This window comes from Streptomyces sp. NPDC041068 (assembly GCF_040647455.1).
Lineage (GTDB): Bacteria > Actinomycetota > Actinomycetes > Streptomycetales > Streptomycetaceae > Streptomyces.
In genome coordinates this window covers 82,960-107,432 of the sequence record NZ_JBEZCG010000005.1, presented here as the reverse complement: position 1 = coordinate 107,432, position 24,473 = coordinate 82,960, and the positions used below count along the sequence as shown (strand labels likewise).

Below are 24,473 nucleotides of genomic sequence, written 5' to 3'. Positions count from 1 at the left end.
TCGTGACGCCGACACCGGCGGTTGCGGTTGCGGTTGCTCAGAACGGAGCCGGTCCGCCGTTCGCCGCCACGGCATCCCTTACCGCCCTGACGAACGCCTCCGTGCGCGCCGTGACTCCCGCCGTCCGGTGGATCAGAGCCACCTCCGCAGGCTCCACGTCCCGCAGCGGAACGAACGTCACGTCAGGACGCGCGTAGTACTTCTCCACCGACGCCACCACCGGCGAGATCCCCTGCCCCGTCCCCACCAGCGTCATCAGCTCCTGGAAGGACGCCACCGCCTGGCCCCGCCTGATCTCCCGGCCGGAGGGCGTACGGGGCGGGACGTGGAAGTCCCACCAGTACGCCGGGGCCCCGTTCACCACCCCGAAGAACGTCTCCCCCGCCAGCTCCTCCAGCGAGACCGATGTCCGGCCTGCGAGTGGGTGGCCCAGGGGGACCGCCAGGGCCCGGGGCTCATTGATCACCACCGGGCCCACCGTCAGGTCCGGCTCCGCCACCGGCAGGCAGGTGAAGAGCAGGTCCACCTCACCGCCGCGCAGTGCGCCCAGCGGGTCATGGAACTGCGTCTCCCTCATGCGCACCTCCACCCCTGGGCACCGCTCCCGGAACAGCCTCAGGATCGGCGCCGTGAGCGTGCCCGCGCCCGACCCCAGGAAGCCCACGTCCAGCTCCCCGTCCACACCCCGTGCCGCGGACTTCGCCCGCGCCACCGCCGCGTCCATCTCCCGGCTCAGCGGCGCCAGATCCTCGTACAGCTGACGGCCCAGCGGTGACATCCGCACCACCCTGCTGGTCCGCTCGAACAGCGGCGCCCCGATCTTGCGCTCCAGCTTCTTCACCGTCTGGCTGACCCGCGCCTGCGACAGCACGAGCCGCTCCGCCGTGCGGCCGAAGTGCAGTTCCTCGGCCAGCGTCAGGAAGGTCTCCAGCTCCTGCCGTTCCACCACATACCCCCTGTGACCTGCATCGATAAGCCTGAGCGCGGCGATCGTTTCACGGTTCGCCATTGATGGGCCATCGCGTTCGGCGGATCTTGGAGGAGTCAGGACGGCGACCCGCCGGACCGGACACCCGACCTCTCAACCCCACGGAGCCTCCGATGATTTCGCGTGCCCGCAAGCCCCTCCTCGCCACCGCCACCTCCGCCGCCCTCGCCCTCACCGCCGGGCTTGCCGTGACCGGCGCCCAGGCCTCCCCCGAGCGTCATGAGAAGAGGGAGGGGGCGGGCTGGAGCGCCGCCTGGGCCGCCTCCCCGCAGCGGCCCAGCACCGGCTTCAGGCCCAACTGGTCCGAAGCCGGGTTCGACGGCCAGACCCTGCGCCAGGTCGTCCGCGTCACCGAGGGCGGCAAGCACGCCCGTATCCGGCTCTCCAACGCCTACGGAACCTCCCCCCTCAAGATCGCCTCCGCCACCATCGCCCGTACGAAGAAGGGGGCGTCGGTGGAGAAGGGCTCGGTCAGACGGCTCACCTTCGGAGGGAAGCCATCCGTCACGATCCCGGCACGCGGCCAACTCTCCAGTGATGCGGCCGACTTGGAGCTGGCCGCCTTCGAGTCCGTGACCGTCACCCTCCATCTCTCGGGAACCACCGGGCCCGCCACCTTCCACGCCCAGTCCTTCGCCACCAGCTACCGGGCGAAGGGGAACCACACCGCCGACACCGGAGGGCGGGCCTTCGGGGATTCGACCGAGTCCTGGTACTACCTCTCCGGCGTGGACGTCGGCGACGGCCGCCCCCAGAAGCGTCGCGACGGCATCGTCCTCTTCGGCGACTCCATCACCGACGGCTTCGCCTCCTCCACCGACCTCAACCGCCGCTGGTCCGACGCCCTCGCCGAGCGCCTCGCCAAGTCCGGCGACCAGCGCCCCGTCCTCAACTCCGGCATCGGCGGCAACATGGTCCTCAACGACTCGGCCTGGTACGGGGAGAAGAGCTCCCACCGGTTCGAGCGCGACGCCCTCGATCTGCCCGGCGTCGGCACCGTCGTCGTACTCGAAGGCCTCAACGACATCGGCTTCAGCGAGACCGACAAGCCCACCTACAAGCCCGCCCCCGTCGTCAGCGCGACCGAACTCATCGACGGCCACCGGAAGTTGATCCGCGCGGCCCGCGCCGATGGAATGAAGGTCGTCGGCGCCACCCTGCTGCCCCTCGGCGGCTCCGACCACTACGGCCCGCACGCGGCCGCCGTAAGCAACGAGTTCAACCGTTGGGTCCGCACCTCTGGCGAATACGACGCGTACGTGGACTTCGACAAGGCCCTCGCCGACCCGAAGGACCCGGAGCGGATCGCCCCCGCGTACGACAGCGGCGACCACCTGCACCCGAACGACGCCGGTTACCGGGCCATGGCCCGCGCGGTGGACCTGGGGGTCCTGTGATGAGCACCCTCGAAGCCCCCGCCGGCCAGGTGACCGGCATCCGCATGAGCTCCCGGCAGAAGCTCGTCCTGACCCTGCTCCTCGGCTCCCAGTTCATGATCGCCGTGGACTTCTCCATCCTGAACGTCGCACTCCCCGTGGTCGGCGAAGGCCTCGGCTTCCCCCTCGCCCACCTCCAGTGGATCGCCACCGCCTTCGCGCTCGCCGCGGCCGGCTTCACGCTCCTCTTCGGGCGCATCGCCGATCTCTTCGGCCGCAAGCGGATCTTCATCGGGGGCATGGCTCTCCTCGGGCTCTCCTCCGCGCTGGGCGGTCTCGCCACCGGACCCGAAGTCCTGCTCACCGCACGGGTGTTGCAGGGCCTGGCGACCGCCGCGGTCACCCCCGCCGGGCTCGCCCTGCTCACCACCGCCTTCCGCGAAGGTCCGCTGCGGGACCGGGCGCTCGGGCTCAACGGCGCGCTGATGTCGGCGGGCTTCACCACCGGGGCGATCCTCGGCGGCCTCCTGACCGAACTGCTCTCCTGGCGCTGGGCGTTCTTCATCAACGTGCCGGTCGCCGCGGCCGTCGTCGCCCTCGCCCCGTCCCTGCTCACCGACTCCCGGCTGGTGTGCAGGCACCGCCTGGACGTGCCCGGCGCGGTGACGGTCACGGGCGGCCTCCTCGCCCTCGTGTACGGCCTGACGCGGGCGGGCGAGCACGGCTGGAGCGAGCCTCTCGCGCTCAGCGCGCTGACCGTCGGAACCGCCCTGCTCGTCGCCTTCTGGTTCGTCGAGCAGCGCTCGGCGGCGCCCCTGGTACCCGTACGCATCATGCGGCGCCGCACGGTCGTCTGGGGCAACACGGCGGGCCTGATCGCCTTCGCCACGGAGACCTCGCTGGTCTTCCTCCTGACGCTCTACCTCCAGGAGGTCCTCGGCTACTCGGCGCTCGCCACCGGGCTCGCCTTCGGAGTTCTCGGCATCGGCACCGTCGCCGGCGGGACGCTGGGCGGGCGCGCGGTGAGCCGGTTCGGCAGCCGCGCCACGATCCTGGGCGGGGGCGTGGTGCAGGCGGTCGCCACCCTGTCCCTGGTGGCGCTCGGCACCTCGGGCGGCTGGATCTCCCTGCTGCTCGCGGCCACCTTCGTCGGGGGCGTCGGCAACATGCTCCTGATCGTGGGCTTCATGGTGACGGCGACGTCCGGGCTTCCGGACTCCGAGCAGGGCCTTGCCACCGGGCTCGCCACGATGACCCAGCAGGTGGGCATCACGCTGGGCATCCCGGTGATGAGCGCGGTGGCGGCGGCCCGGATGGGCAAAGGCACCGGTCCGGCCTCCGTGCTCTCCGGAGTCGGCACGGCGGTCCTCGTCAACTCCGCGCTGGTGCTTGCCGGTTCACTGCTCGCGTGGCGTGCGCTCGGTCGGCGTACGCGTACTCACTCCGTCGTGTAGTACCGGTAGAAGGTCGCCACGAACACACCGGCGGCCACCACCAGCGACATCCCCACCGACCGCAGCACGGTGGCACCGGTCAGGCTGTAGAGGAACCCGAACGACACCCCCGCGAACGCCGTCCACGACAGGGCGCGCAGTTCGCGGGGCAGCCTGTGTGCCACCCGGCGCAGGGCGAAGAACACGGCGGCGACGATCGCTCCCGTGACGACGCCGAACAGGACGTTGCCGGTGGTGATCGGTCCCGCGTCGCGCCGGATGCCGGCGGCCCAGATGCCGTAGACGAGGCCCAGGAGCACGGGACCCGCCCAGTGGGCGGACGCGGTCCGCGGGCCGGTCGCGGCCGGTGAGGCGTGTGCCATGACGGTTCCTTCCGTAGAGGCCGTGGAGACTCAGTGGTGATGGGCGTCCCGCCACTGCGGGCAGGGGTCCTCGGAGGAGCAGCTCTGCACGTGGCGGCCTCCGGTGTCGACGTAGGCCGCGCTCACCCAGCCGCGGACGCCGCCGAGCCAGTACCAGTACGGATTGCCGTGGACGGAGGTGCCCCACGTGGCGCATTCGACGCGGTCCTGACTGCCGTACGGCAGCTTCGCGACGATGGCCGACGAGGTGTTCGGCTGGTCCCTGACGTTCAGGTCGGGGCCGGAGACGACGGTGCCCCAGATGACTCCGCCGTCGTTGTCCGTGACGGTCGCGGCCGTAGCCGGGGCGGCGAAACCGCAGGTCAGCAAGGCAGCGGCCGCCGCGGCTCCGAGGGTCGGGACGATACGCATGATCGACCTCCTCTCCCCACGTACAGGAAACACCCGTTCGGCCGACCGCTCCACCGGAGCCGGGCTCAGACTGGGAACAGCGATGAGTTTCCGGGGCGGGCCCGGTCTGCCCTCATGACGAGAAACCTTCGATCCTTCATGGCGCGCTTCCCCCCGCGAAGCGACTCCTTCCGAGAGGGCGGACGGACATGAGCAACATCGCCATCGAGACCGCGGGTCTGGTGAAGACCTTCGGCGACAACCGCGCGGTCGACGGCATCGACCTCATCGTCCCGGCCGGCACGGTCTACGGCGTGCTCGGGCCGAACGGCGCGGGCAAGACCACCGCGGTCAAGATGCTGGCCACGCTGCTGCGGCCGGACGGCGGCGAGGCGCACGTCTTCGGGCACGACGTGGTGCGCGAGGCCGATGCCGTACGCGGCAGGGTCAGCCTGACCGGGCAGTACGCGTCGGTCGACGAGGACCTGACCGGCATGGAGAACCTGATCCTGCTGGCCCGCCTCACCGGCCACCAGAAGAAGGCGGCGCGGGCCCGCGCCACGCAGCTCCTGGAGGCCTTCGGGCTGACGGAGGCGGCGGCGCGGCAGGTGAAGAACTACTCGGGCGGCATGCGGCGCCGCATCGACATCGCGGCGTCGATCCTGAACACCCCCGACCTGCTGTTCCTCGACGAGCCGACGACGGGCCTGGACCCGCGCAGCCGCAACCAGGTGTGGGACATCGTGCGGGCGGTCGTCGGGCACGGCACGACGGTGCTGCTGACCACCCAATACCTCGACGAGGCAGACCAGTTGGCGGCGCGCATCGCGGTCATCGACCGGGGCAAGGTCATCGCCGAGGGCACCAAGGGCGAGCTGAAGGCGTCGGTCGGCGCGGGCTCCGTACATGTGCGGCTGCGGGAGGCCGCTCACCGCGAGGAGGCCGCCCGGCTGCTCGGCGCGGTGCTCGACGCACAGGTCCAGCTGGAGCCGGACCCGGTGGCCCTGACGGCCCGCGTCGCCGCGCAGGGCGAGCGGAACGGCAGCGGCGCGGCCGAGCAGGCCTCGCGGGCGCTCGCCGAGCTGGCCCGCGCGGGGATCACCGTCGACAACTTCGCGCTGGGGCAGCCCAGTCTGGACGAGGTCTTCTTGGCCCTCACCGGCACGGACGCCGCCCATCAGACCCCCGAGAGCGGCCCGCAGGCGGCCGACCTACAGAAGGAGGCCACGGCATGAGTACCGCAGCCACCACCGAGACGCAGGACCTCGCGCCGGTCAGGACCGAGTCCCTCGCCGAACTCCTCATCGCCACGGAGCGCCCGCAGAGGCCCACCGCGCTCTCCGCCTGCCTCACCTTCGGCTGGCGGGCCATCCTCAAGATCAAGCACGTGCCGGAGCAGCTCTTCGACGTGACGGCGTTCCCGATCATGATGGTGCTGATGTACACGTACCTCTTCGGAGGAGCGCTGGCGGGCTCCCCGCGGGAGTACATCCAGTACCTGCTCCCCGGCATCCTGGTGATGTCGGTCGTCATGATCACCATGTACACGGGGGTCTCGGTCAACACGGACATCGAGAAGGGCGTCTTCGACCGCTTCCGCACCCTGCCGATCTGGCGCCCCTCCACGATGGTCGGCTACCTCCTGGGCGACGCCCTGCGCTACGCCATCGCCTCGGTCGTCATGCTGACGGTGGGCCTGATCATGGGCTTCCGCCCGCACGGCGGCTTCCTCGGAGTCGTAACCGGCATCCTGGTCCTGCTCGTCTTCGCCTTCGCGTTCTCCTGGGTCTGGACGATGTTCGGCCTGCTCCTGCGCACGGAGAAGTCGGTGATGGGCGTCAGCATGATGGTGCTGTTCCCACTGACCTTCCTGAGCGACATCTTCGTCAAGCCGGAGACGATGCCGGGCTGGCTCCAGGCCTTCGTGAACAACAACCCGGTCACGCACGTGGCATCGGCGGTCCGCGCCCTGATGGAGGGTTCGTCGGCGACGAGCTCCCTGATGTGGACGTTCGGCTGGGCCCTGCTGCTGGTGGCGGTGTTCGGCCCGGTGACGATGCGTCTGTACAACCGCAAGTAGCGGGAATTGCCCCGCACGCACCCCTCGCTTGCCCCATATGCAGTCGCCCCGGTCGCGCCCCGCGTGACCGGGGCCTTGCCTGGGAGGCGTGCCGAAAAATGTTCGTGGTGTGCTGTCCGTCGTCCTGCTCCTTCTCGCCTGCCTGCTCGTCCCGCTCGGCGCGCTGTCCACCTGGGCGAAGTACGAGATCGGGGACACCGACAACTACGTCGCCACGATGGCGCCGCTCGCCTCCGACTCCGCGGTGCAGACCGCCGTGGCGGACGCGGTGACCGACTCCGTGATGAAGGAGATCGACGTGGGGCCGCTGCAGGGCACCGTCGAGACCTTCGTACGCGATGCCGTGCAGTCGTTCACCGAGACCTCGGCGTTCAAGACGGCCTGGAACGCCGCGAACCGCGCGGCGCACGACGCCGTGCAGCGGGCCCTGAACGACGGCTCCAACGGTGAGGTCACCATCGACCTCGCGCCCATCACGGAGCAGATCAAGCAGCAACTGGTCGACGACGGGGTGCCGTTCGCCTCCAAGATGCCCGTGAAGCACACCGAGATCACGGTCATGGAGTCCAAGGACCTCGGCCGGCTGCGCAACGGCTTCCACTCGCTCCAGGTGGCGGGCGTCTGGCTGCCGGTCGCGGCGGTGGTCCTCGCGGCGGCGGGCCTGTGGCTCGCCCCTCGCCGCCGCCGGGCCGTCTTCTGGACGGCCCTCGGGGCGGCGCTGGGCGCCGGGGCACTGCTGATCGCCGTCGCGATCGGGCGCTCCGTCACCCTCGGAGATCTGCCGTCGGATGTGTCGCAGGACGCGGCAGGGGCTGTGTACGACGCCTTGACCGCGACCTTGCGGACGGCGGGGTGGGTGGTTGTGGGGGCAGGCCTGTCGGCGGCACTCCTGGCCTGGCTCCTGCCGCGCCTCCACAGGGGGCGCGGGGAACTGCGCGACAAGCCCCCACCGGCCCGCGGCCGAACAAGCGAGCAACCGTCGTCGGCCGAGCCCCGTCTCTGAGAGAGGATTCGGGAAGCCGGACCCCGCCGACGAGAGGCCCACGCCTTGGACAGCACGACGCTCACCCGCGACGCCGAGCGCGAGGCCGACCAGGGCGACCGGCGGCGCGGCAGCAGGGCGGCGGCCTGGGCCGCCGCCCTGATCCTCGCGGCGGTCAGCACCGTGCTCGGCTTCCGCATCGCCGACGCCGACGGCGTCACCCCCGTACCGCAGATCCTCGCCTTCCTGCCCTGGCTGCTGGCCCCCGCCGGAGCGGGACTGCTGCTGGCCCTGCTCGGCCGGTGGCGGATCGGCATGGTGTGGGGCGTGGCCGTGCTCGGGCTCGTGGCCTGGTACATGGAGCCGTACGGCAAGACCGACCAGGCCGACGGGCCCGCCTTCGCCGACCTGCGCGTGATGACCTCGAACGTCGAATTCGGGCGCGGCACGGACGGGCTGGTCAAGGCCGTCCGCAAGGAGAAGCCCGACCTCCTGTTCGTCGAGGAGTGCGACTTCGGGTGCGCGCAGACCCTGCGCAAGGAGCTGCCCCGCGCCGACTACCCCTACCGCGAGGCCGTCGACGCGTCCGGCGCCGAGGGTTCCGTCATCCTTGCCAACGTCCCCCTGAAGAGCGCGGACGGCATCGAGGCCACCCTCGGGATGCCGGGAGCCGTCGCCGACGTGAAGGGGCATCCGGTACGGGTGCAACTCGCGCATCCGATGCCGCCGGTGCCCCGCGGAGTCGGCCTGTGGCGCTCGGAGCTCGGGGACATTCGGGACTACGCCGCCGCGGGGGACGGAAAGTCGACCATCATCGCCGGGGACTTCAACGCCACCCAGGACCACGCCGCCTTCCGCTCGATCCTGGACGCGGGGCTGCGCGACGCCGCCCGCCTCGACGGGTCGTCCCGCTCGCCCAGCTGGCCCACCGCCGTGCCCTCGCCGCTCGGCGCGCAGATCGACCACGTCCTCGCCACGCCGGACTTCTCCGCCCGCGACGCCCGCTTCCTGGAGATCGGCGACACGGACCACCGGGCCCTCGTCGTCACGCTCACCTTGCATAAGACCGTGCACAAAGCCGTACACAAAACCGTGCACAAAAAGGAAACAGGGCGTTGATCCTCCGGCCAGAGCAAGTCACATAAAGCGCCGATAATGGGCGCATGCCCCGTGAGCCCCGCCCCGCCCGTCCGGTCTCCCGGAGACCGCTCGCCCCACCCGACTGGCTGGTCAGGTCCCTCAAACCGCAGTCCGCGCCCATCCCCTGGGCGGCGGTGGCCCGCGCCTCCGTCGCGATGGCGCTGCCCCTGGCCGTCGGCATCCTCGCGGGACAGCCCGCGTACGGCGCGCTCGCCTCCATGGGCGCGCTCTCCGGAGTCATCGGCGACACCGCCGACGCCTACCGCATGCGGATCCTCAACATCGCCGTGCCGCAGCTCTTCGGCGCCCTCGGCGTCACCCTCGGCTCGCTCGTCTTCGGGCACGGCTGGGTCGCCGTCGGCGCGGTCACCTTCGTCGCGCTCGTCTCCGGGATGATGTCGACGATCGGTGCCGTCGCCTCCGTGTCCGGTCTGCTTCTCCTGCTGAACTGCGTGGTCGGCGCGGGCCTGCCCATGCCGGGCCAGTGGTGGCTCGCCCCGGTCCTGATGACCGGCGGCGGCCTCCTCGTCCTGCTCCTCGCCCTGCTCGCCTGGCCGCTGCGCTCCGGCGTCCCCGAGCGCGCCGCGGTCGCCGGCACCTATCGCTCCGTGGCCGCGCTCCTGGAGGCGGCGGGCACGGACACGTACGACGAGGCACGCGCGGCCGTGACCACCTCGCTGAACCAGTCGTACGACCTGGTCCTCGCCCGGCGGGCCCGCGACCACGGCCGCAGTCCGGAACTGGTCCGGCTGATCGCCCAGTTGAACGCCCTCACCCCGATCGTCGAGGCCGCGCCCGCCGCCGACCAGGCGGTGCGTCACTCCGGCTGCGTGCTGCCCTCTGCGGTGCCGGACGCGGTGCGTCGCATCGCCGACGCCGTGCAGCACGGCGGCACCGCGCTGCCGGGTACGGGCCCTGGCGTCCCCGAGCCCCGCGGCACCGCCGAGCGCGCCCTCGACCAGGCGGTACGGCATGCCGTGGAGACCCTGGAGAATCCCGACCCGCTCTCCTTCGTGGACGTCGACGACCGCCTCGGGCGGCCCGCCGCGCTGCGGGTGCGGGCACGGCGCGCCGGGCGCAACGTCATCCTGTCCGGGGCCTCCTGGCGCTACGGCCTGCGGCTCGCGCTCTGCATCGGCATCGCCCAGGCCCTGGTATCGCTGATCGACGTGCCCAGGTCGTACTGGGTGGCGCTCACCGTCACGTTCGTCCTCAAGCCCGACTTCGGCTCGGTCTTCTCGCGCGCCGTGCTGCGTGCGCTCGGCACGGCGGCGGGCCTGGTCCTCGCGGCGGCCGTCCTCGCGGAGGTGCCGCACGGGTGGTGGGACGTGCCGGTGATGATGCTGCTCGCCCCGCTGATCCCGGCGCTCACGACGCGGGGCTACGGCTATCAGACGGCGGCGATCACCCCGGTGATCCTGCTGCTCTCCGACATCCTGAACCACCAGGGCCTGGGGCTGGTCCTGCCGCGCCTCCTCGACAGCCTGATCGGCTGCGGAATCGCGCTCGTCGCGGGCTATCTGCTCTGGCCGGAGAGCTGGGGCACGCGGATCGGCGACCGCCTCGCGGACGCGGTCGCGGACACCGCCGAGTACGTGGACCGCGCGTTCGGCGCCCTGGACGAACCCGCCGCCCGCGCCCGTATGCGCCGCCGCCTCTACCGCGACCTGTCCGTCATCCGCTCCGAGTTCCAGCGGGCCCTGACCGAGCCGCCGCCGACGGGCACGCGGGCCGCGGCCTGGTGGCCGCTGGTCGTCGCCGTCGAACGCATCCTGGACGCCACGACGGCGGCGAGGGTCCGTATCCGCCACGGAGCGGACGCCCCCAAGCCGGACGAGGTGGCCGAAGTGGCCCGCGAACTCAGGGAGTTGGCGGAGGGCCTACGCGCCTCGGACACACTGGAGGAAGTCCGCAGCGAGTTCACCGTGAGCCCGGAGGGCAGTGTGCTCGAACCCTTGCGCCAGGAGGTGGCGGCGGCAAGGGCGATCGCAACGCGCCCCTGAAAGGGGCGCGGGTCTGTGACATTTGCGGCTCCGCCGCGCGGGCGCGACAGCCGCCCTGAAAGGGGCGCGGGGCTGTGACATTTGCGGCTCCGCCGCGCGGGCGCGACAGCCGCCCTGAAAGGGGCGCGGGGAACTGCGCGACCAGCCACAACCGGCCCGCAGTTCCCCGACAACCTCAATCTCCGCTACGACAACACAGCCCTCAACGCGCCGCGTTGACCTTGTGCAGGGCCTTGGCCAACCCGTTGGCCCACAGCTGATCCACCTTCGCCCGCTCCGCGGAATCCGGCTGCGAGTTCGTGCAGGACGGGCCGGGCCCACCGCCCGACATCAGCTGGCTGCACGGACCGTCGTACGTGTCCGGCAGCCCGAGGACGTGCCCGGTCTCGTGGGTGGTGACCCGCGTCGAGTCGTACTCCTGGTTCTGGGCGTAGTCCAGGAAGATGTACCCGTTGCCGTGCCCGTCCGTGGACGCGTACGAGCCACGCGGGTCATCGCCCTCGCGGTACTCGAAGCTGGCGCCCGACGAACCCGCCTGCAGCTTCACGTTGGAGACCGCGGCGTTCCAGATCGACGTCGAGTTGGCTATCTGCTGGGCGAAGGTGGGCGCACCGGACGCGTCGTACGTCACGGTCACGGACTTCGCGCCGGGGTTGGCCGCACGCTTCTCGGCGACCGCCTTCACGACGGCCTCGAAGAACGCCTTGTTGGCCTTGGCCTCCGCTGCCGATCCCTGGTACGAGGCGTACGAGGCCGTGGCAGACCCGGAGGTGGATGTCGCGGTCGATGCCGTGGCCGAGGTCGCGCCGAGACCGGCGACCGTGAGACCGAGGACGGCCGCGACAGACAGGTAACGCTTGTTCATGTGTGGGGGGCTCCCTACTCGTTCGACGACCGATGGGGCGGTCGATGAAAGGTGAACGGTTCGGTGGCTGTGAGTGTGGGGGACCCCGGGACGCGTGGGGATGATGGCAACTCGCGATAGCACGGAGCTATCACCCGGTCCCGGCCTGCCCAGAACGGCTGGTTCTCATGGGGTTTGGGCGTCTGGTGCGGCGGCCGTAGCGCCTCTACGCTCATCGACCATGGAGCTCGAGGTCAGGCACCTCCGCGCGCTGTGCGCCATCGCCGACACCGGCAGCCTGCACAAGGCCGCCCGGCAACTCGGCATGAGCCAGCCCTCGTTGACGACCCAGCTGCGGCGCATCGAGAACGCGCTCGGCGGCCAGCTCTTCGCCCGCGAGCGCACCGGCTGCCGCCCGACACAGCTCGGCCGGGTCGTCCTGAGCCGCGCCCGCCCCCTCGTCATGGAGATGCGGGCCCTGGTCAGCGAGACCAAGGCGGCCGCCGCCCGCGCCGCCGAGGGCCCGCAGCTGCGCATCGGCTCCACCGCGAGCCGCGCCATACCGGGCTGGCTGCGCAGGCTCCGCGTGCGCCTGCCGGGCACCGAGATATCGCTCCAGATGGACGTCTCCGCGAACGCGCTGCTGCGCATGGTCGCGGCCGGCCAGCTCGACGTCGCCTTCGTGCACGAGGTGGAGGGCTGCCCGCTGCGCCTCCCGGAGGCCCTGCGAAGACGGGTGCTCGTCGACCGGGAGCCGCAGTTCGTCTCCCTCGCCGCGGACCACCCCGCGGCGGACCGCCCGGTCGTACGCCTCTCGGACCTCGCCGACGACCGGTGGATGGTCGACCCGACCGTCGACGGCGAGTGGGACGGACTGCGCCGCGTACTGACCGCGGCCGGGCTCAACCCCCGTGTCCTGCACGGCGATTACCTCACCGCGGCGTCCCTCGTCGCCACCGGCGAGGTCGTCACCCTCTGCCAGCCGACCTCACGGGCCAGGCCCGACATGGCCGTACGCCCCCTGTTCGGCGACCCCCTCGGCGTACGCCTGATGGTGGCCGCGCGCACGGAGGACGAGATCAACGCCGTCTACGGCGAGCTGGAGGCCTCCTACTGGGAGGCGGCGGGACAGTCCCCCGCCTATACGGAGTGGCTGCTGCGGGCGGGCGATCCCCGCGGAACCGGAACCACCGGCGGGACCTTGGTCCCCGCCAGCCGGTGACCTTCGGCAAAACCGCCTCTGACCTGCGATTTTGACCGATTTACGGTACTGGGTCACACCCTGAGGCTGCTTGTTACATTTCCTACGGATGACGCACACATGGCGCCCGTAGCTTCGTATCTGTCGCCACCGCAAAGGGGCACAGACACGAACGGTTCGACCACAGCTCGACCACAGCCACGAGGGAAGTCACCGCCATGCGCGCCACCCGCCGTACCTTCCGCACCGCCGCCATCGCCACCGGGGCCATCGCCGCCCTCGCCGTCCCGACCACGGCAGCGTTCGCCTCGGACGCGCCGTCGGCCCCGCAGGGGCAGGTCGCCGCGGGTGACCGGAGCGGCACGAACGACCAGACGGACCAGACCGGCCAGACCGGCCAGGACCAGACGGGCAAGGACCAGGACCAGTCCGGCAACAAGGACGAGACCGGCCAGGACAAGTCCAAGGACAAGGACACCGGCACGGACCAGGACAAGTCCAAGGACCGGGAGACGGACAAGGACAAGGACAAGGACAAGCCGGTCCCCGGCGGCTGGGAGTCCAAGGGCACCACGAACCTCGGCAACGGCTGGTCCGCGAAGGTCGACGTCAACGCCTCCGCCCGCACCGCCAAGGCGACGCTCTCCCTGAACGGCGCCGCGAAGGGCTCCCTCACCGCGTACGAGAAGGCCGCGACCACCACCGTCGACGGCAACACCTTCACGCTGACGCCCGACGGCACCGTCACCATGAAGTCCAAGCCGACCCCGCCGAAGCCGGACGACAAGCGTGTCTTCGTCCGTGACGCGAAGCTGGCCGACGGCTCCACCGCGAAGATCTACAAGCTGGGCCCGAACCACTACCAGGCCGACATCATCGCCAACGGCGTCAAGCTGGACACCCTCGACGCCAACGGCAAGTCCGCCTCGGGCCAGAACAACGGCCTGCACGTCACCCTGAACCCGGACGGCACCATCAAGTCCTGGGTCGAGGGCGGCACCAAGCCGAAGACCGACCACCACACCAAGAACGACTCCAACCGGGTCGTCCCGAAGGGCGGCGTCAAGGCGGGCGCCGACGGCGTCCGGGCGGGCTCCTCGGACGACACCCCGCTGATCGCCGCGGGCAGCGGCATGGCGGCGGTCGGCGCGGCCGGCCTCGGCTTCGCGATCTACCGCCGCAAGCAGAACAGCAACTGAGCGTGAACCGCTAGCAGTACGTACGTGAATGGGGCACCCCGCAGCCGCGGGGTGCCCCATCGTCGTACGTACCGGTCAGACGCCGATGTCGCAGCCGTCCTCGCGCCACACGGACACGACCGACGGGCGGACGATCTTGCCGGGGCCGTCGGGCCAGGCGCTCGCGGGCTTCTCGACCGAGGCCCCGTCGACCTCGCCCGGGTGCTGCACGGAGACGAGCACGCGCCGGTCCTGCACGATCGGACCGCAGGTCTCGGCGCCGGTCGGCATGGTCAGGAACTGCTTGAGCTCACCGCGTCGGTCACCGCGGGTCGCGACGCCGAACAGGCCGTCGTGCGAGCCGAGTTGGTTGCCGTCCGTGGAGATCCACAGGTTGCCGTGCGGATCGAAGGCGACGTTGTCCGGGCAGGAGATCGGGGAGACCCGCTCCTTGGGGAAGCCCGCGAAGTACGTCGAGGGATCGTTCGGGTCACCGGCGACGAGGAAGAGCGACCAGGCGAAGGTGGTGGCCTCGGCCCGGTTGCGCCGCTCGGTGAGTTCGAGCACCTGCCCGTGCTTGTTGAGGTTGCGCGGGTTGGCCTCGTCGGCACCGGCCTTGCCCGCCTTGCCGCGGTCGGAGTTGTTCGTCAGCGCGACGTACACCTTGCCGGTGTGCGGGGACGGCTCGATGTCCTCGGGCCGGTCCATCTTGGTGGCGCCGACCTTGTCACCGGCGAGGCGCGTGAAGACGTACACCTCCTCGGCGGTCATGCCCTCGACGTGCGAGACGGCCTTGCCGCCAGGACCGGCGGTGGCGAGCGGAATCCAGGTGCCGCTGCCGTCGAACTCGCCGTCGGCGGGCAGCTTGCCGCTGCCGTCGATGTCGGTGGCCGGGGAGTCACCGGTCAGCTTGGCGACGTACAGGGTCCCCTCGTCGAGCAGGGAGAGATTGTGCTCGTGCGCGGCCCGCGACTTCCCCTTGGCGACGCGCTTGCTGCTGACGAACTTGTAGAAGTAGTCGAACTTCTCGTCGTCGCCCATGTAGACGACCGGCCGGCCGTCGTGGGTCAGGCGCGGCTGCGCGGCCTCGTGCTTGAAGCGGCCGAGCGCGGTGCGCTTGCGCGGGGTCGACTCGGGGTCGTACGGGTCGAGTTCGACGACCCAGCCGAAGCGGTTGGCCTCGTTGGGCTCCTGCGCGAGGTCGAAGCGACGGTCGAACCTCTCCCACTTCCGCTCGGAGGCGGCGCCCACGACGCCGTACCGCTTCAGGCGGGCGGCGGTCGTCGGGTCGGTGACCTTCTCCGCGTTGGCGAAGTACTGGTTGAAGTTCTCCTCGCCGTGCAGCGTGGTGCCCCAAGGAGTGGTGCCGCCCGAGCAGTTGTTGAGCGTGCCGAGGACGGTGGTGCCGCGCGGGTCGGCCTTCGTGCGGACGAGCTCGCTGCCGCGGACAGGACCGGAGAGCCGGAAGGGGCTGGTGGCGGTGAGGCGCCGGTTGAGGTGGTGGCGGGAAACGGCGTGGAGCTTCCCGCTCCTCCTCTCCCCCTCGACCACGACGACGGAGAGACCATGAGCCGCCCAGGCGATCTCGACCTGCTCGCGGGTCGGGTTCTCGGGGTCGTACCCCTTGAACATCAGGATTTCGTCCGTGTACTCGTGGTTGGCGACGAGGAGCTGGCGGCCGTGCTCGCGGTGCAGCGGCAGCAGGCTCAGGAAGTCGTTGTTGTACCCGAACTGCCCGGCCTGCGCCTTGGCGCTCTGCCGGTCCGCGTCGAAGGCGGGGGCACCGCGCAGGATGGGCTCGCCCCAGCGGATGACGACGTTCTGGCCGTACCCGGCGGGGATGGTGACGGCGTCGGTCTTGTTCGGGGCGACGGGCGTGAACCGGAGGCCGCGCGCGCCCTTGCTCTTGCCCTTGCTCCTGCCGCCGGGGTTCGCGGCGGGCGCGGCGACGGCCTCGCTCGCGCCGGGGCCGCCTATGACGGCGCTGCCCGCGGCGGTGGCGACGGTCACCACGGCTGCGGCGCGCATCATCGAACGGCGGCTGAGCGCACCGGCGATGACGTCGCCGACGTAGTCGTTGTCGCTGGCGTTCGGGACTTCCTGGAAGCAGGCGTCGCCGCAGCGGAAGCGGCAGGTCAGGGCGGAACGGCCGCCGCTCCCCTGATGCGAGGTGATGATCGGCAGCAGCTTCGGCACGGGTCCTCCGTCGTTGTGGCGCGCTCTTGCGTGGCTTGATTCCGCCGTGAGGCTAGGTGGGGGTTTCGGCAAGGCGGCGGCCTACGGGTGAACGGAGGGTGAATCCGTGGCGCATGAGAGGGAGTTGCCGCGAGGGTTGTCACGAGGGTGGTTCGGGCGGGTGACGGTCGGCGACCCTGCCCAAGATCGCATTCTGCGGCGGCTAACCTTACGTGTCCGCCCTGGCCAGGGATTTTCGGGAATCAACTCACGCGAAGGGTTGCGCACATGGGCATTCTGAACCGCCTGCGGAACGCGTTCGGACGGTCACGCAAGGGGGGCGTTCCGGAGGCACGGGAGCCTGAGGTTGCGGCGGCGCCTGAGCAGTCGGCGGCGGTGACCGTGCCGGCCCCCGCGTCGGAGCCGACGCCGAGGGCGGCCTCGGTCCCGCCCCCGAGCCGGGAGCCGTCTCCGTCGGCGGTGGACGACTTGGTGGCGGCGGCGTTCGACAACGTGACGGTTCCGGGACCGTCGCCTTCGCCTTCGCCTTCGGCAGAACGGGACGTGACGGTACCGTCCCCGGCCCCGAAGCCCGACCAGGAACCCGTGGCCGAGGCTGCCCCGGAACCCCCGGCCGAGCCGGAGCCGGTGACCGAGGCGGCCCCCGAGCCTGCGAAGGCCGAGGAGGCCGAGGACAAGGCCGAGGCCGAGAACAAGAACGCTGACGCTCCCACGCCCGCACCCGAAGACCCGACCGCTGCCGCTACCGCCGCCGCTGCCGCCGCCGCTGTGGGCAATCGTCCCGCTGGGCGGGACGGGTGGGCACAGCCCGAAGCTGCCGAGGACGTCGAAAGGGACGTTCAGCAGGCCGCCCCCGAGCCCGAGGCTGACGTTGCCGCCACTCCTGAAGCCGAGGCAGTTGTGCCCACCCGTCCCGCCGTGCGGGACGCCTGCCCACAACAGGGTGAGGCTGACACTGCCCCCGAGCCGGAGGCTCAGCCCGTAGCCGCCGAAGCCGAGCCCGAGGCTGTAACCCCCGGGAAGCCTGCGCTCAGCGCTGCCAAGGTCAGAGCCAAGGCCCCCGCGCTCAGCAGCGCCTACAAGGCCGCCGGTGCCGCGCTCAAGAAGAACGGGCTCACCGGGGTCCGCGCCCCGATCTACCTCGTCCTGGACCGCTCCGGCTCCATGCGCCCGTACTACAAGGACGGCTCAGCCCAAAGCCTCGGCGAACAGACCCTCGCCCTCGCCACCCACACCGACCCCGAAGCCACCGTCCACGTCGTCTTCTTCTCCACCGACATCGACGGCACCGGCACCCTCACCCTCGCCGAACACGAGGGCCACATCGACACCCTGCACGCCGCCGCGGGCCGCATGGGCCGCACCAGCTACCACCGCGCCGTCGAAGAGGTCGTCGCCCACTACGAGAAGTCCGACCACAAGGGAAGCCCCGCCCTGGTGATCTTCCAGACCGACGGCGCCCCCGACGCCAAGGGCCCCGCCACCCAGGCCCTCGCGGAAGCGTCCGCGCACCCCCTCTTCTTCCAGTTCATCGCCTTCGGCGACCACGAGGCGAAGGGCTTCGACTACCTCCGCAAGCTCAAGGCCGAGAACGCCGCCTTCTTCCACGCGGGCCCGACCCCCCGCGAGCTCACGGACAAGGAGCTGTACGAGGGCCTGCTCGCGGCCTGGCGCCCGTAACCGCTCACCGGCGGGCGGACCGGGCGGCCCCAGCGGGCGGACGGCCTCCGTCCGCCCGCTGGAATCGAGGTGAGTGGATCTTCGCGAGGCCGTTAGGATTTCGACCATGGCGGCCACTGGATCCGAGAAGCAGGGAGCGGACGAGAACGCGAAGGCGTTCTACGTCTCGACCCCCATCTACTACGTAAACGACGCTCCTCACCTGGGCCACGCCTACACGACCGTTGCAGGGGACGTGCTCACGCGCTGGCACCGTCAGCGCGGCGAGAAGGTGTGGTACCTCACCGGCACGGACGAGCACGGTCAGAAGATCATGCGCACGGCCGAGGCGAACGACGTCACCCCCCAGGAGTGGTGCGACAAGCTCGTCACCGAGGCCTGGAAGCCCCTCTGGGAGCACCTGAACATCGCGAACGACGACTTCATCCGCACCACGGAGAAGCGTCACACCGACCGCGTGCAGGAGTTCGTCCAGGATCTCTACGACAAGGGCGAGATCTACAAGGGCGGGTACGAAGGCCCGTACTGCGTGGGCTGCGAGGAGTACAAGCTCCCCGGCGACCTCATCGAAGGCGCCCCGGACGGCGAGTTCGCGGGGCAGAAGCTCTGCCCCATCCACAAGAAGCCCGTGGAGCTCCTCAAGGAGGAGAACTACTTCTTCAAGCTCAGCGAGTACGGCGACAAGCTCCTCGCCCTCTACGAGGCGAACCCCGGCTTCATCCAGCCGGAGTCCGCGCGCAACGAGGTCGTGAACTTCGTCAAGCAGGGCCTGCAGGACCTGTCGATCTCGCGCTCGACGTTCGACTGGGGTGTGAAGGTCCCCTGGGACGACAAGCACGTCATCTACGTCTGGGTCGACGCCCTCCTGAACTACGCCACCGCCGTGGGCTACGGCGCCAACCAGGAGAAGTTCGACGCGACCTTCCCCGCCAACGTCCACCTCGTCGGCAAGGACATCCTCCGCTTCCACGCGGTGATCTGGCCCGCGATGCTGCTGGCGCAGGGCCTGCCGGTCCCCGGCAAGGTCGCGGCCAACGGCTGGCTGATGGTCGGCGGCGAGAAGATGTCGAAGTCGAACCTGACCGGCATCAAGCCGCAGGACCTGACCTCGCACTTCGGCGTGGACGCGTACCGCTGGTACTTCCTGCGCGCCATCGCGTTCGGCAGCGACGGCTCGTTCTCCTGGGAGGACTTCACCGCCCGCTACACCAGCGAGCTGGCGAACGACTACGGCAACCTCGCCTCCCGCGTGGCCGCCATGGTCGGCAAGTACTTCGGCGGCGAGCTGCCCGAGGCCACGGCCGCGGGCGACGCCGAGAAGGCGATCCAGGACGGCCTGGCCAAGGCCGTCGCCGACGCCGACCGCGCGATCGGCGAGGAGCTGGACTTCCAGTCCGGCATCCTGTCGATCTTCGCCTTCGTCAAGCAGGTCAACGGCTACATCACGGAGCAGGAGCCGTGGAAGGTGGCCAAGGACGACAGCGACGAGGGACGGGCGCGGCTCGCGACCATCCTCTACACCGCCGCCGAGTCACTGCGCGCGGTCGCGGTCCTGCTGAACCCGATCATGCCGGAGACCTCCCAGAAGCTCTGGGACTCCCTCGGCGCCGAGGCCTCGCTGGGCGCGCTCGCCGGTCAGAAGGTCCAGGACGCCGGCGCCTGGGGGCAGCTGCCCGCCGGTGCCACGGTGACGAAGGGCGCGGTGCTCTTCCCGCGCCTGGAGGAGCCGAAGAAGGAGGCGTGAGCCTCAGCTCTTCCGTACGTGGGTGAAGGCCCCGGAACCGACCAGGTTCCGGGGCCTTCGCCATGCCCTCAGGCCTATGACTCGGGCGTACGGCTGAGGCGTACGACTCAGGCGTACGACCGCACAAGCCGCGCCAGTTGGCGTCCCGCCGACCTCAACGGCTCCTCGCTGCGCGCGACTTGGGCCGTGACCTCGGCGCCCTCCAGCGCGCTGATGACCGTCGTCGCCAGCTCCCGCGCGTCCTCTGCCGCGAAGCCCGAGGCGACGAGCCGCTCCGCCACGATCCCCTCCCAGCCGCGCAGCGCGTCCGCGCACACCCGCTGGATCTCCGAGTCCGTGCCGAGCGTCTCCAGCGCGGCGGCCGTGACGGGGCAGCCGTCGACCCAGCCGGACTCCCGCAGCCCGGCGGCGAGTTCGACGGCGCAGGCCTCGATCGCCGCCGCCGGGTCGCCGTCACCGGCCAGCCCTTCCCTCAGCACCTGCGCGAACTCCTCGGCGCTGTACGTGATCGCGGCCACCGCGACGGCCTCCTTGCCGCCGGGGAAGAAGTGGTACACGGAGCCGAGCGTGGCCTCCGCCTCCTTGGCGATCTGCTTGATGCCGGTGCCCACGTAGCCCTGTCGCTGGATGAGGCGGGCTGCGACGACGACGATCCGGTCGCGGGTGCTGGGAGCGGTCTTCTCGGCCATGCCGCCACCCTACCCGCAATTAGTTAGAGCGTTCGTTCTAGAGGCGTGCTACGTTTCCCCCACGCACTGGATAGAGCGATCGTTCTAGTAACCGTCTGGAGTCACACATGCCTTCCTCGGCACAGTCCGTCACCGTCATCGGGCTCGGCCCCATGGGCCGGGCCATGGCCGCCGCCTACCTCGACCGGGGCTACCGCGTCACCCTCTGGAACCGCACCCCCTCCCGCGCGGACGCCCTGGTGGAGCGCGGCGCGATCCTCGCCGGGTCGGTCGAACAGGCCCTGGCCGCCAATGAGTTGGTGATCCTCAGCCTCACCGACTTCGACGCGATGTACGCGATCCTCGGGCAGGCCGAGGCCGCCCTCGCGGGCCGCACCGTGGTGAACCTCAGCTCGGACACCCCGGAAAAGGCACGCGCCGGGGCCCGCTGGGTCACGGAGCGCGGCGGCACCCATCTCACCGGCGGCGTCCTGTCCCCGCCGCCGCTGATCGGCACCCCGGAGATGTCGACGTTCTACAGCGGCCCGCGCGAGGCGTACGACAAGCACCGCGAGGCCCTTGAGGTCATCACCGGGAAGTCCGACCACCGGGGCGAGGACCAGGGCCTTGCCGCCCTGATGTACCAGCTGAACATGTTCATCTTCTGGCCCGCGATGATCGCCTACTGGCAGGCCGTCGCCGTGGCGGGCGCGCACGGCATCACGGCCCAGGAGATCGCCCCGTACGTCACCGAGAACTTCGAGGGCATGGGCCACTTCGTCGACTTCTACGCCGCCCGCATCGACGCGGGCAACCACGCGGGCGACGTGGACCGCACCTCGATGGGCCTGGCCAGCATGGACCACGTCGTCCACACCGCGTCGGACGCGGGCGTGGACGCGGCGTTCCCGACGGCGGTGCGCGACGTCTTCCGCCGCGTGGTGGAGGCCGGGCACGGGGCGGACAGCTTCTCGCGGGCGGTGGAGCTGATGCGCAAGGGAGCCTGACCCCTCGGATCGGCCGCTCCGATTGACATGCAGGTAAATGCCTGCATGATGGAGAGGTGAGCTTCGATACGACCGCGGACGGCGCGGGCCCCGACATCGACACCGTCTTCAAGGCCCTCGCCGACCGCACCCGGCGCCACCTGCTCGACCTGCTGCGCGAGCGCAACGGACAGACACTGGGAGAGCTGTGCGAGCGCGTCGCGATGACGCGGCAGTCGGCCACCCAGCATCTGGGAATCCTGGAGGCCGCCAACCTGGTCAGCACCGTGCGGCGCGGCCGCGAGAAGCTCCACTACCTCAATCCCGTGCCGCTCCACGAGATCCAGGAGCGGTGGATCGACCGGTTCGAGCGCCCACGCCTTCGCGCGCTGAGCGCGATCAAGCGACAGGCGGAGGACGCCACCATGAGCACCAAGCCCTCGTACGTCTACGTCACCTACATCGAGAGCACCCCGGAGAAGGTCTGGCACGCCCTCACCGACGCCGAGCTGACCGCCGCCTACTGGGGGCACAGCAACGTCTCGGACGGGGAGTGGAAGGCCGGCTCCGGCTGGGCCCACCGGCGCGTGGACGGTTCAGGGATCGACGACGTCGTCGGCACCGTCGTGGAGAGCGTGCCGCCCTCGCGGCTCGTCACCACGTGGGCCGAGCCCGACGCCGCCGACGACGAGCCCTCCCGCGTCACCTTCGACATCCAGCCGCACGGCGGGATCGTCCGGCTCACCGTCACCCACGAGAACCTCGCGAGCGAAGCCGACCGCGAGGCGGTCGGCTCCGGCTGGCCCGCGGTCCTCTCCAACCTCAAGTCCCTCCTGGAGACCGGGAGTCCGCTACCCCAGGAGCCCTGGGAGATGCCCGCGGGCGCGTGACGGGGGCGCCGGGCGCCGCGGGTCAGGAGACCTTCGGCGCCACCCGCATCCCGATGTAGCAGTACTGCGTGCCGTCGGCCAGCGTGTCGAACACCACCGGCATGTAACCCTCGCTGAAGGACGGGCCCGCGCCGGTCCCCGCGAAGGCGGTCTCCGTCACGGCGTACAGCTCGACGTCCAGCGGCGGCGAGAAGTCCTTCATGCCGTCCACGAACTCGTAGACCAGGTGGGGCCTGCCGTCGCGCTCGGAGACGGTGATGACGACACCCGCCCGCTCGTACGTACCGACGTACTTCGAGAAGTCCACCTCCGGCGCCTGCGCGGGCGGCTCGAAGGCGTCCGGCATCGTGACGTCCGCGAGGTCGGCGAGCAGTTCGCGGAAGAGCCCCGCGTAGAGCTCGCGGGCACCGCCGCCATTGGTGAGGAGCACGACGGCGACGCCCGCCGACGGCACGATGCGCAGATAGCCGTACTGCCCGATCGCGGCGCCGTCGTGGCCGTATCCCATGACGCCGTTCCAGTCGTAGAGCGTCCAGCCGAGGCCCCAACCGTCCGCGCTGACCGACCACTTGTCGGGCACGTCGGCCACCCGGCGCTGCATCTCGTCGACGGCCGCGGCGGACAGCAGCCGGGTGCCGTCGGGGGCCGTGCCGCCGTCCAGGTGCATCTTGGCCAGGCGCGCCACGTCACCGGCGGAGACCAGGACGCGGCCGTACGGACCCGCCGAGCGCGGCATCAGGTCCCAGGCGGGGGCCGGGTCGGGATCCTGGCCCGGCTCGCCGAGGTGGCTCATCGCGGTGCGGAACGCCAGCGCCTCCTCGGGCAGCGTCATGGAGCGCTCCAGGCCGAGCGGGGCGAAGAGGCGGTCCTTGAGGGCCGCGTCCCAGGTCTGTCCCGTCAGGACCTCGATGATCCGGCCGAGGACGTTGTACCCGAGGCTGCTGTAGGAGACGGCGGCGCCGGGACGGCAGTCCAGGGCCACCCCCCTGGCGGCCTCGACGTACCGCGCGAGGCAGTCGTCGCCGCGTCCGGCGTCGTAGGTGAAGTCGCACGTCAACCCGCCCGTGTGGGAGAGGAGTTGACGGGTGGTGATGGTGCGCGTGGCCTCCTCGTCGGCCGTCTCGAACTCCGGCAGGATCTCCTTCACCGGCGCGTCCAGGTCGAGTTCACCGGCGTCGGCGAGGCGCATGATCAGCGTCGAGGTGTAGATCTTGGCGATCGAACCGGACTGGAACACCGAGTCCGTGGTCGCCTCCACGCCGGTCCTGCGGTTCAGCACGCCGCTCGCCAGCTCGTGGATCTCGCCCTCGACCAGGACCGCGAGCGTGGCTCCCGGCACGTGGTGGGCGGCGCGCAGCTCGTCCAGCCTGGTCTGCCAGTGCGCGAGGTCGAACGCGGTCTTCTTCTCCGACATGGGGTCCCCTCCGAGGTGATGCGACGACGACGGTGCGTACTTCGTTCTCTCGTTGCGCACACTGTACGCACCAAGGGCAGCGTGCGCAAGATGCGAACGGCGTGCGCTACGGTGGTGGGGTCCCGCAGGGAACACGCGCAAGGAACACGCGCAAGAAACACACGAGGAGGCCGCCATGCCCGCCGACCAGAAGCCCGAGATCGCCTCGGTGTGGACCCGCCCGCGCCGGCAGCGCGAGCAGCTGAACCGGGAGCAGATCGTCGCCGAGGCCGTGCTGCTCCTCGACGCGGACGGCCTCGAATCGCTCAGCATGCGCAAGCTCGGCACCCGCCTCGACGCGGGCGCCACCTCCCTCTACCGGCACGTCGCCAACAAGGACGAGCTGATCGAGCTGGTCGTCGACGAGGTCTACGGCGAGCTGGAGGTGCCCGCGGCCACCGGCGCCGCCGAGTGGCGCGACGCGGCCGCCCGCAGCGCCTACAGCCTGCGCGCGATGATCCTGCGCCACCCCTGGGTCGCCTCCGTGCTCGGCCAGGTCGGCCTGGTCCACCTCGGCCCGAACGTGACGAAGATGTCCGAGCGGATGGCCGCCGTGTACACCGAGGCCGGCTTCCCCGCCGACGAGGTCGAGCAGGCCCTGTCCACCGTCATCTCGTACGTCATCGGGATGGCGACCAGCGAGGCCGCGTACCTGTCGCTGATCGCCCGCAGCGGCAGGACCGAGCGGGAGTTCGCGGAGACCCTCCACGACGCCGGGCAGCAGGAGCGGCGCACCGAGAACCCGGAGCAGGCCCGCGACGAGACCTTCGACTACGGCCTCCAGCGCGTGCTCGACGGCCTCGCCGTGCGGCTCACGAAGAGCTGACACGGTTGCCCCGCGACTCCAGAAGGGCTGAT

Annotated in this window: 21 protein-coding genes; 14 read left to right on the top strand and 7 right to left on the bottom strand. The window is 70.8% G+C overall.

Annotated elements, in window-relative coordinates:
• Positions 1 to 37: 37 nt before the first annotated feature.
• Entirely contained in the window at positions 38 to 946 is a 909-nt protein-coding gene (locus AB0B50_RS12900) for a LysR family transcriptional regulator (protein WP_362329430.1), read from the bottom strand.
• A 155-nt stretch (positions 947 to 1,101) separates the two neighbouring features.
• Here AB0B50_RS12900 and AB0B50_RS12895 point away from each other — a divergent pair, with 155 nt between their 5' ends.
• The gene (locus AB0B50_RS12895) at positions 1,102 to 2,385 is read left to right on the top strand and encodes an SGNH/GDSL hydrolase family protein (RefSeq protein WP_362329427.1); all 1,284 of its coding nucleotides are present in this window, start codon (positions 1,102 to 1,104) and stop codon (positions 2,383 to 2,385) included.
• The gene (locus tag AB0B50_RS12890; protein WP_362329425.1) at positions 2,385 to 3,818 is read left to right on the top strand and encodes an MFS transporter; all 1,434 of its coding nucleotides are present in this window, start codon (positions 2,385 to 2,387) and stop codon (positions 3,816 to 3,818) included. Before AB0B50_RS12895 ends, AB0B50_RS12890 begins: the two co-directional genes overlap by 1 nt.
• Here the strand turns inward: AB0B50_RS12890 and AB0B50_RS12885 are convergent.
• Both AB0B50_RS12885 and AB0B50_RS12880 read right to left on the bottom strand, forming a co-directional pair.
• Complete coding sequence (locus AB0B50_RS12885) at positions 3,803 to 4,180, bottom strand: hypothetical protein (protein WP_362329422.1); 378 nt, start codon at positions 4,178 to 4,180, stop codon at positions 3,803 to 3,805. The two genes, AB0B50_RS12890 and AB0B50_RS12885, sit on opposite strands and share 16 nt — an antisense overlap.
• 30 nt (positions 4,181 to 4,210) lie before the next feature.
• A complete protein-coding gene (locus tag AB0B50_RS12880; RefSeq protein ID WP_362329419.1) occupies positions 4,211 to 4,591 on the bottom strand; it encodes an SH3 domain-containing protein in 381 nt (126 codons plus the stop codon).
• Between the two features lie 188 nt (positions 4,592 to 4,779).
• On the opposite strand from AB0B50_RS12880, the gene AB0B50_RS12875 reads away from it, so the two are divergent.
• The 5 genes from AB0B50_RS12875 (at position 4,780) to AB0B50_RS12855 (ending at position 10,775) form a co-directional block, all read left to right on the top strand.
• Positions 4,780 to 5,805 (top strand): ATP-binding cassette domain-containing protein, encoded by a 1,026-nt coding sequence (locus AB0B50_RS12875; protein WP_362329416.1) that lies wholly within the window; start codon positions 4,780 to 4,782, stop codon positions 5,803 to 5,805.
• Positions 5,802 to 6,650 (top strand): ABC transporter permease, encoded by an 849-nt coding sequence (locus AB0B50_RS12870; RefSeq protein ID WP_362329413.1) that lies wholly within the window; start codon positions 5,802 to 5,804, stop codon positions 6,648 to 6,650. The genes AB0B50_RS12875 and AB0B50_RS12870 overlap by 4 nt, the downstream gene beginning before the upstream one ends.
• Positions 6,651 to 6,759: 109 nt before the next feature.
• Positions 6,760 to 7,653 carry a hypothetical protein gene (locus AB0B50_RS12865; protein WP_362329410.1) on the top strand — a complete coding sequence of 298 codons (894 nt, stop codon included), beginning with the start codon at positions 6,760 to 6,762 and terminating at the stop codon, positions 7,651 to 7,653.
• A 45-nt stretch (positions 7,654 to 7,698) separates the two neighbouring features.
• Positions 7,699 to 8,751, top strand: a complete 1,053-nt coding sequence (locus AB0B50_RS12860) for an endonuclease/exonuclease/phosphatase family protein (protein WP_362329407.1) — start codon at positions 7,699 to 7,701, stop codon at positions 8,749 to 8,751.
• A 44-nt stretch (positions 8,752 to 8,795) separates the two neighbouring features.
• Positions 8,796 to 10,775 carry an FUSC family protein gene (locus AB0B50_RS12855; RefSeq protein ID WP_362329404.1) on the top strand — a complete coding sequence of 660 codons (1,980 nt, stop codon included), beginning with the start codon at positions 8,796 to 8,798 and terminating at the stop codon, positions 10,773 to 10,775.
• Positions 10,776 to 10,977: 202 nt separating this feature from the next.
• On the opposite strand, the gene snpA is transcribed toward AB0B50_RS12855, so the two are convergent.
• Positions 10,978 to 11,640, bottom strand: coding sequence for a snapalysin (gene snpA / locus AB0B50_RS12850; RefSeq protein WP_362329401.1), 663 nt, complete (start codon positions 11,638 to 11,640; stop codon positions 10,978 to 10,980).
• Between the two features lie 220 nt (positions 11,641 to 11,860).
• On the opposite strand from snpA, the gene AB0B50_RS12845 reads away from it, so the two are divergent.
• Entirely contained in the window at positions 11,861 to 12,841 is a 981-nt protein-coding gene (locus tag AB0B50_RS12845; RefSeq protein WP_362329398.1) for a LysR family transcriptional regulator, read from the top strand.
• 197 nt (positions 12,842 to 13,038) lie between these two features.
• On the top strand, positions 13,039 to 14,019 hold the full coding sequence (locus tag AB0B50_RS12840; RefSeq protein ID WP_362329395.1) for a hypothetical protein: 981 nt from the start codon (positions 13,039 to 13,041) through the stop codon (positions 14,017 to 14,019).
• A 75-nt stretch (positions 14,020 to 14,094) separates the two neighbouring features.
• On the opposite strand, the gene AB0B50_RS12835 is transcribed toward AB0B50_RS12840, so the two are convergent.
• Positions 14,095 to 16,194, bottom strand: coding sequence for a PhoX family protein (locus AB0B50_RS12835; protein ID WP_362329392.1), 2,100 nt, complete (start codon positions 16,192 to 16,194; stop codon positions 14,095 to 14,097).
• Positions 16,195 to 16,737: 543 nt separating this feature from the next.
• Here AB0B50_RS12835 and AB0B50_RS12830 point away from each other — a divergent pair.
• Positions 16,738 to 17,874, top strand: a complete 1,137-nt coding sequence (locus AB0B50_RS12830) for a VWA domain-containing protein (protein ID WP_362329390.1) — start codon at positions 16,738 to 16,740, stop codon at positions 17,872 to 17,874.
• Positions 17,875 to 17,980: 106 nt separating this feature from the next.
• Positions 17,981 to 19,618 (top strand): methionine--tRNA ligase, encoded by a 1,638-nt coding sequence (gene metG, locus AB0B50_RS12825; RefSeq protein ID WP_362329387.1) that lies wholly within the window; start codon positions 17,981 to 17,983, stop codon positions 19,616 to 19,618.
• Positions 19,619 to 19,725: 107 nt separating this feature from the next.
• Here the strand turns inward: metG and AB0B50_RS12820 are convergent, their stop codons facing one another.
• A complete protein-coding gene (locus tag AB0B50_RS12820; protein ID WP_362329384.1) occupies positions 19,726 to 20,307 on the bottom strand; it encodes a TetR/AcrR family transcriptional regulator in 582 nt (193 codons plus the stop codon).
• Between the two features lie 107 nt (positions 20,308 to 20,414).
• On the opposite strand from AB0B50_RS12820, the gene AB0B50_RS12815 reads away from it, so the two are divergent.
• A complete protein-coding gene (locus AB0B50_RS12815) occupies positions 20,415 to 21,293 on the top strand; it encodes an NAD(P)-binding domain-containing protein (RefSeq protein ID WP_362329381.1) in 879 nt (292 codons plus the stop codon).
• A gap of 95 nt (positions 21,294 to 21,388) precedes the next feature.
• On the top strand, positions 21,389 to 22,162 hold the full coding sequence (locus tag AB0B50_RS12810; RefSeq protein ID WP_362330389.1) for a metalloregulator ArsR/SmtB family transcription factor: 774 nt from the start codon (positions 21,389 to 21,391) through the stop codon (positions 22,160 to 22,162).
• 22 nt (positions 22,163 to 22,184) lie between these two features.
• Here AB0B50_RS12810 and AB0B50_RS12805 read toward each other — a convergent pair whose 3' ends face one another.
• Entirely contained in the window at positions 22,185 to 23,576 is a 1,392-nt protein-coding gene (locus AB0B50_RS12805) for a serine hydrolase domain-containing protein (RefSeq protein WP_362329378.1), read from the bottom strand.
• Positions 23,577 to 23,751: 175 nt separating this feature from the next.
• Between AB0B50_RS12805 and AB0B50_RS12800 the strand changes: the two genes are divergently transcribed.
• A complete protein-coding gene (locus tag AB0B50_RS12800; RefSeq protein ID WP_362329375.1) occupies positions 23,752 to 24,441 on the top strand; it encodes a TetR/AcrR family transcriptional regulator C-terminal domain-containing protein in 690 nt (229 codons plus the stop codon).
• Positions 24,442 to 24,473 lie beyond the last annotated feature (32 nt).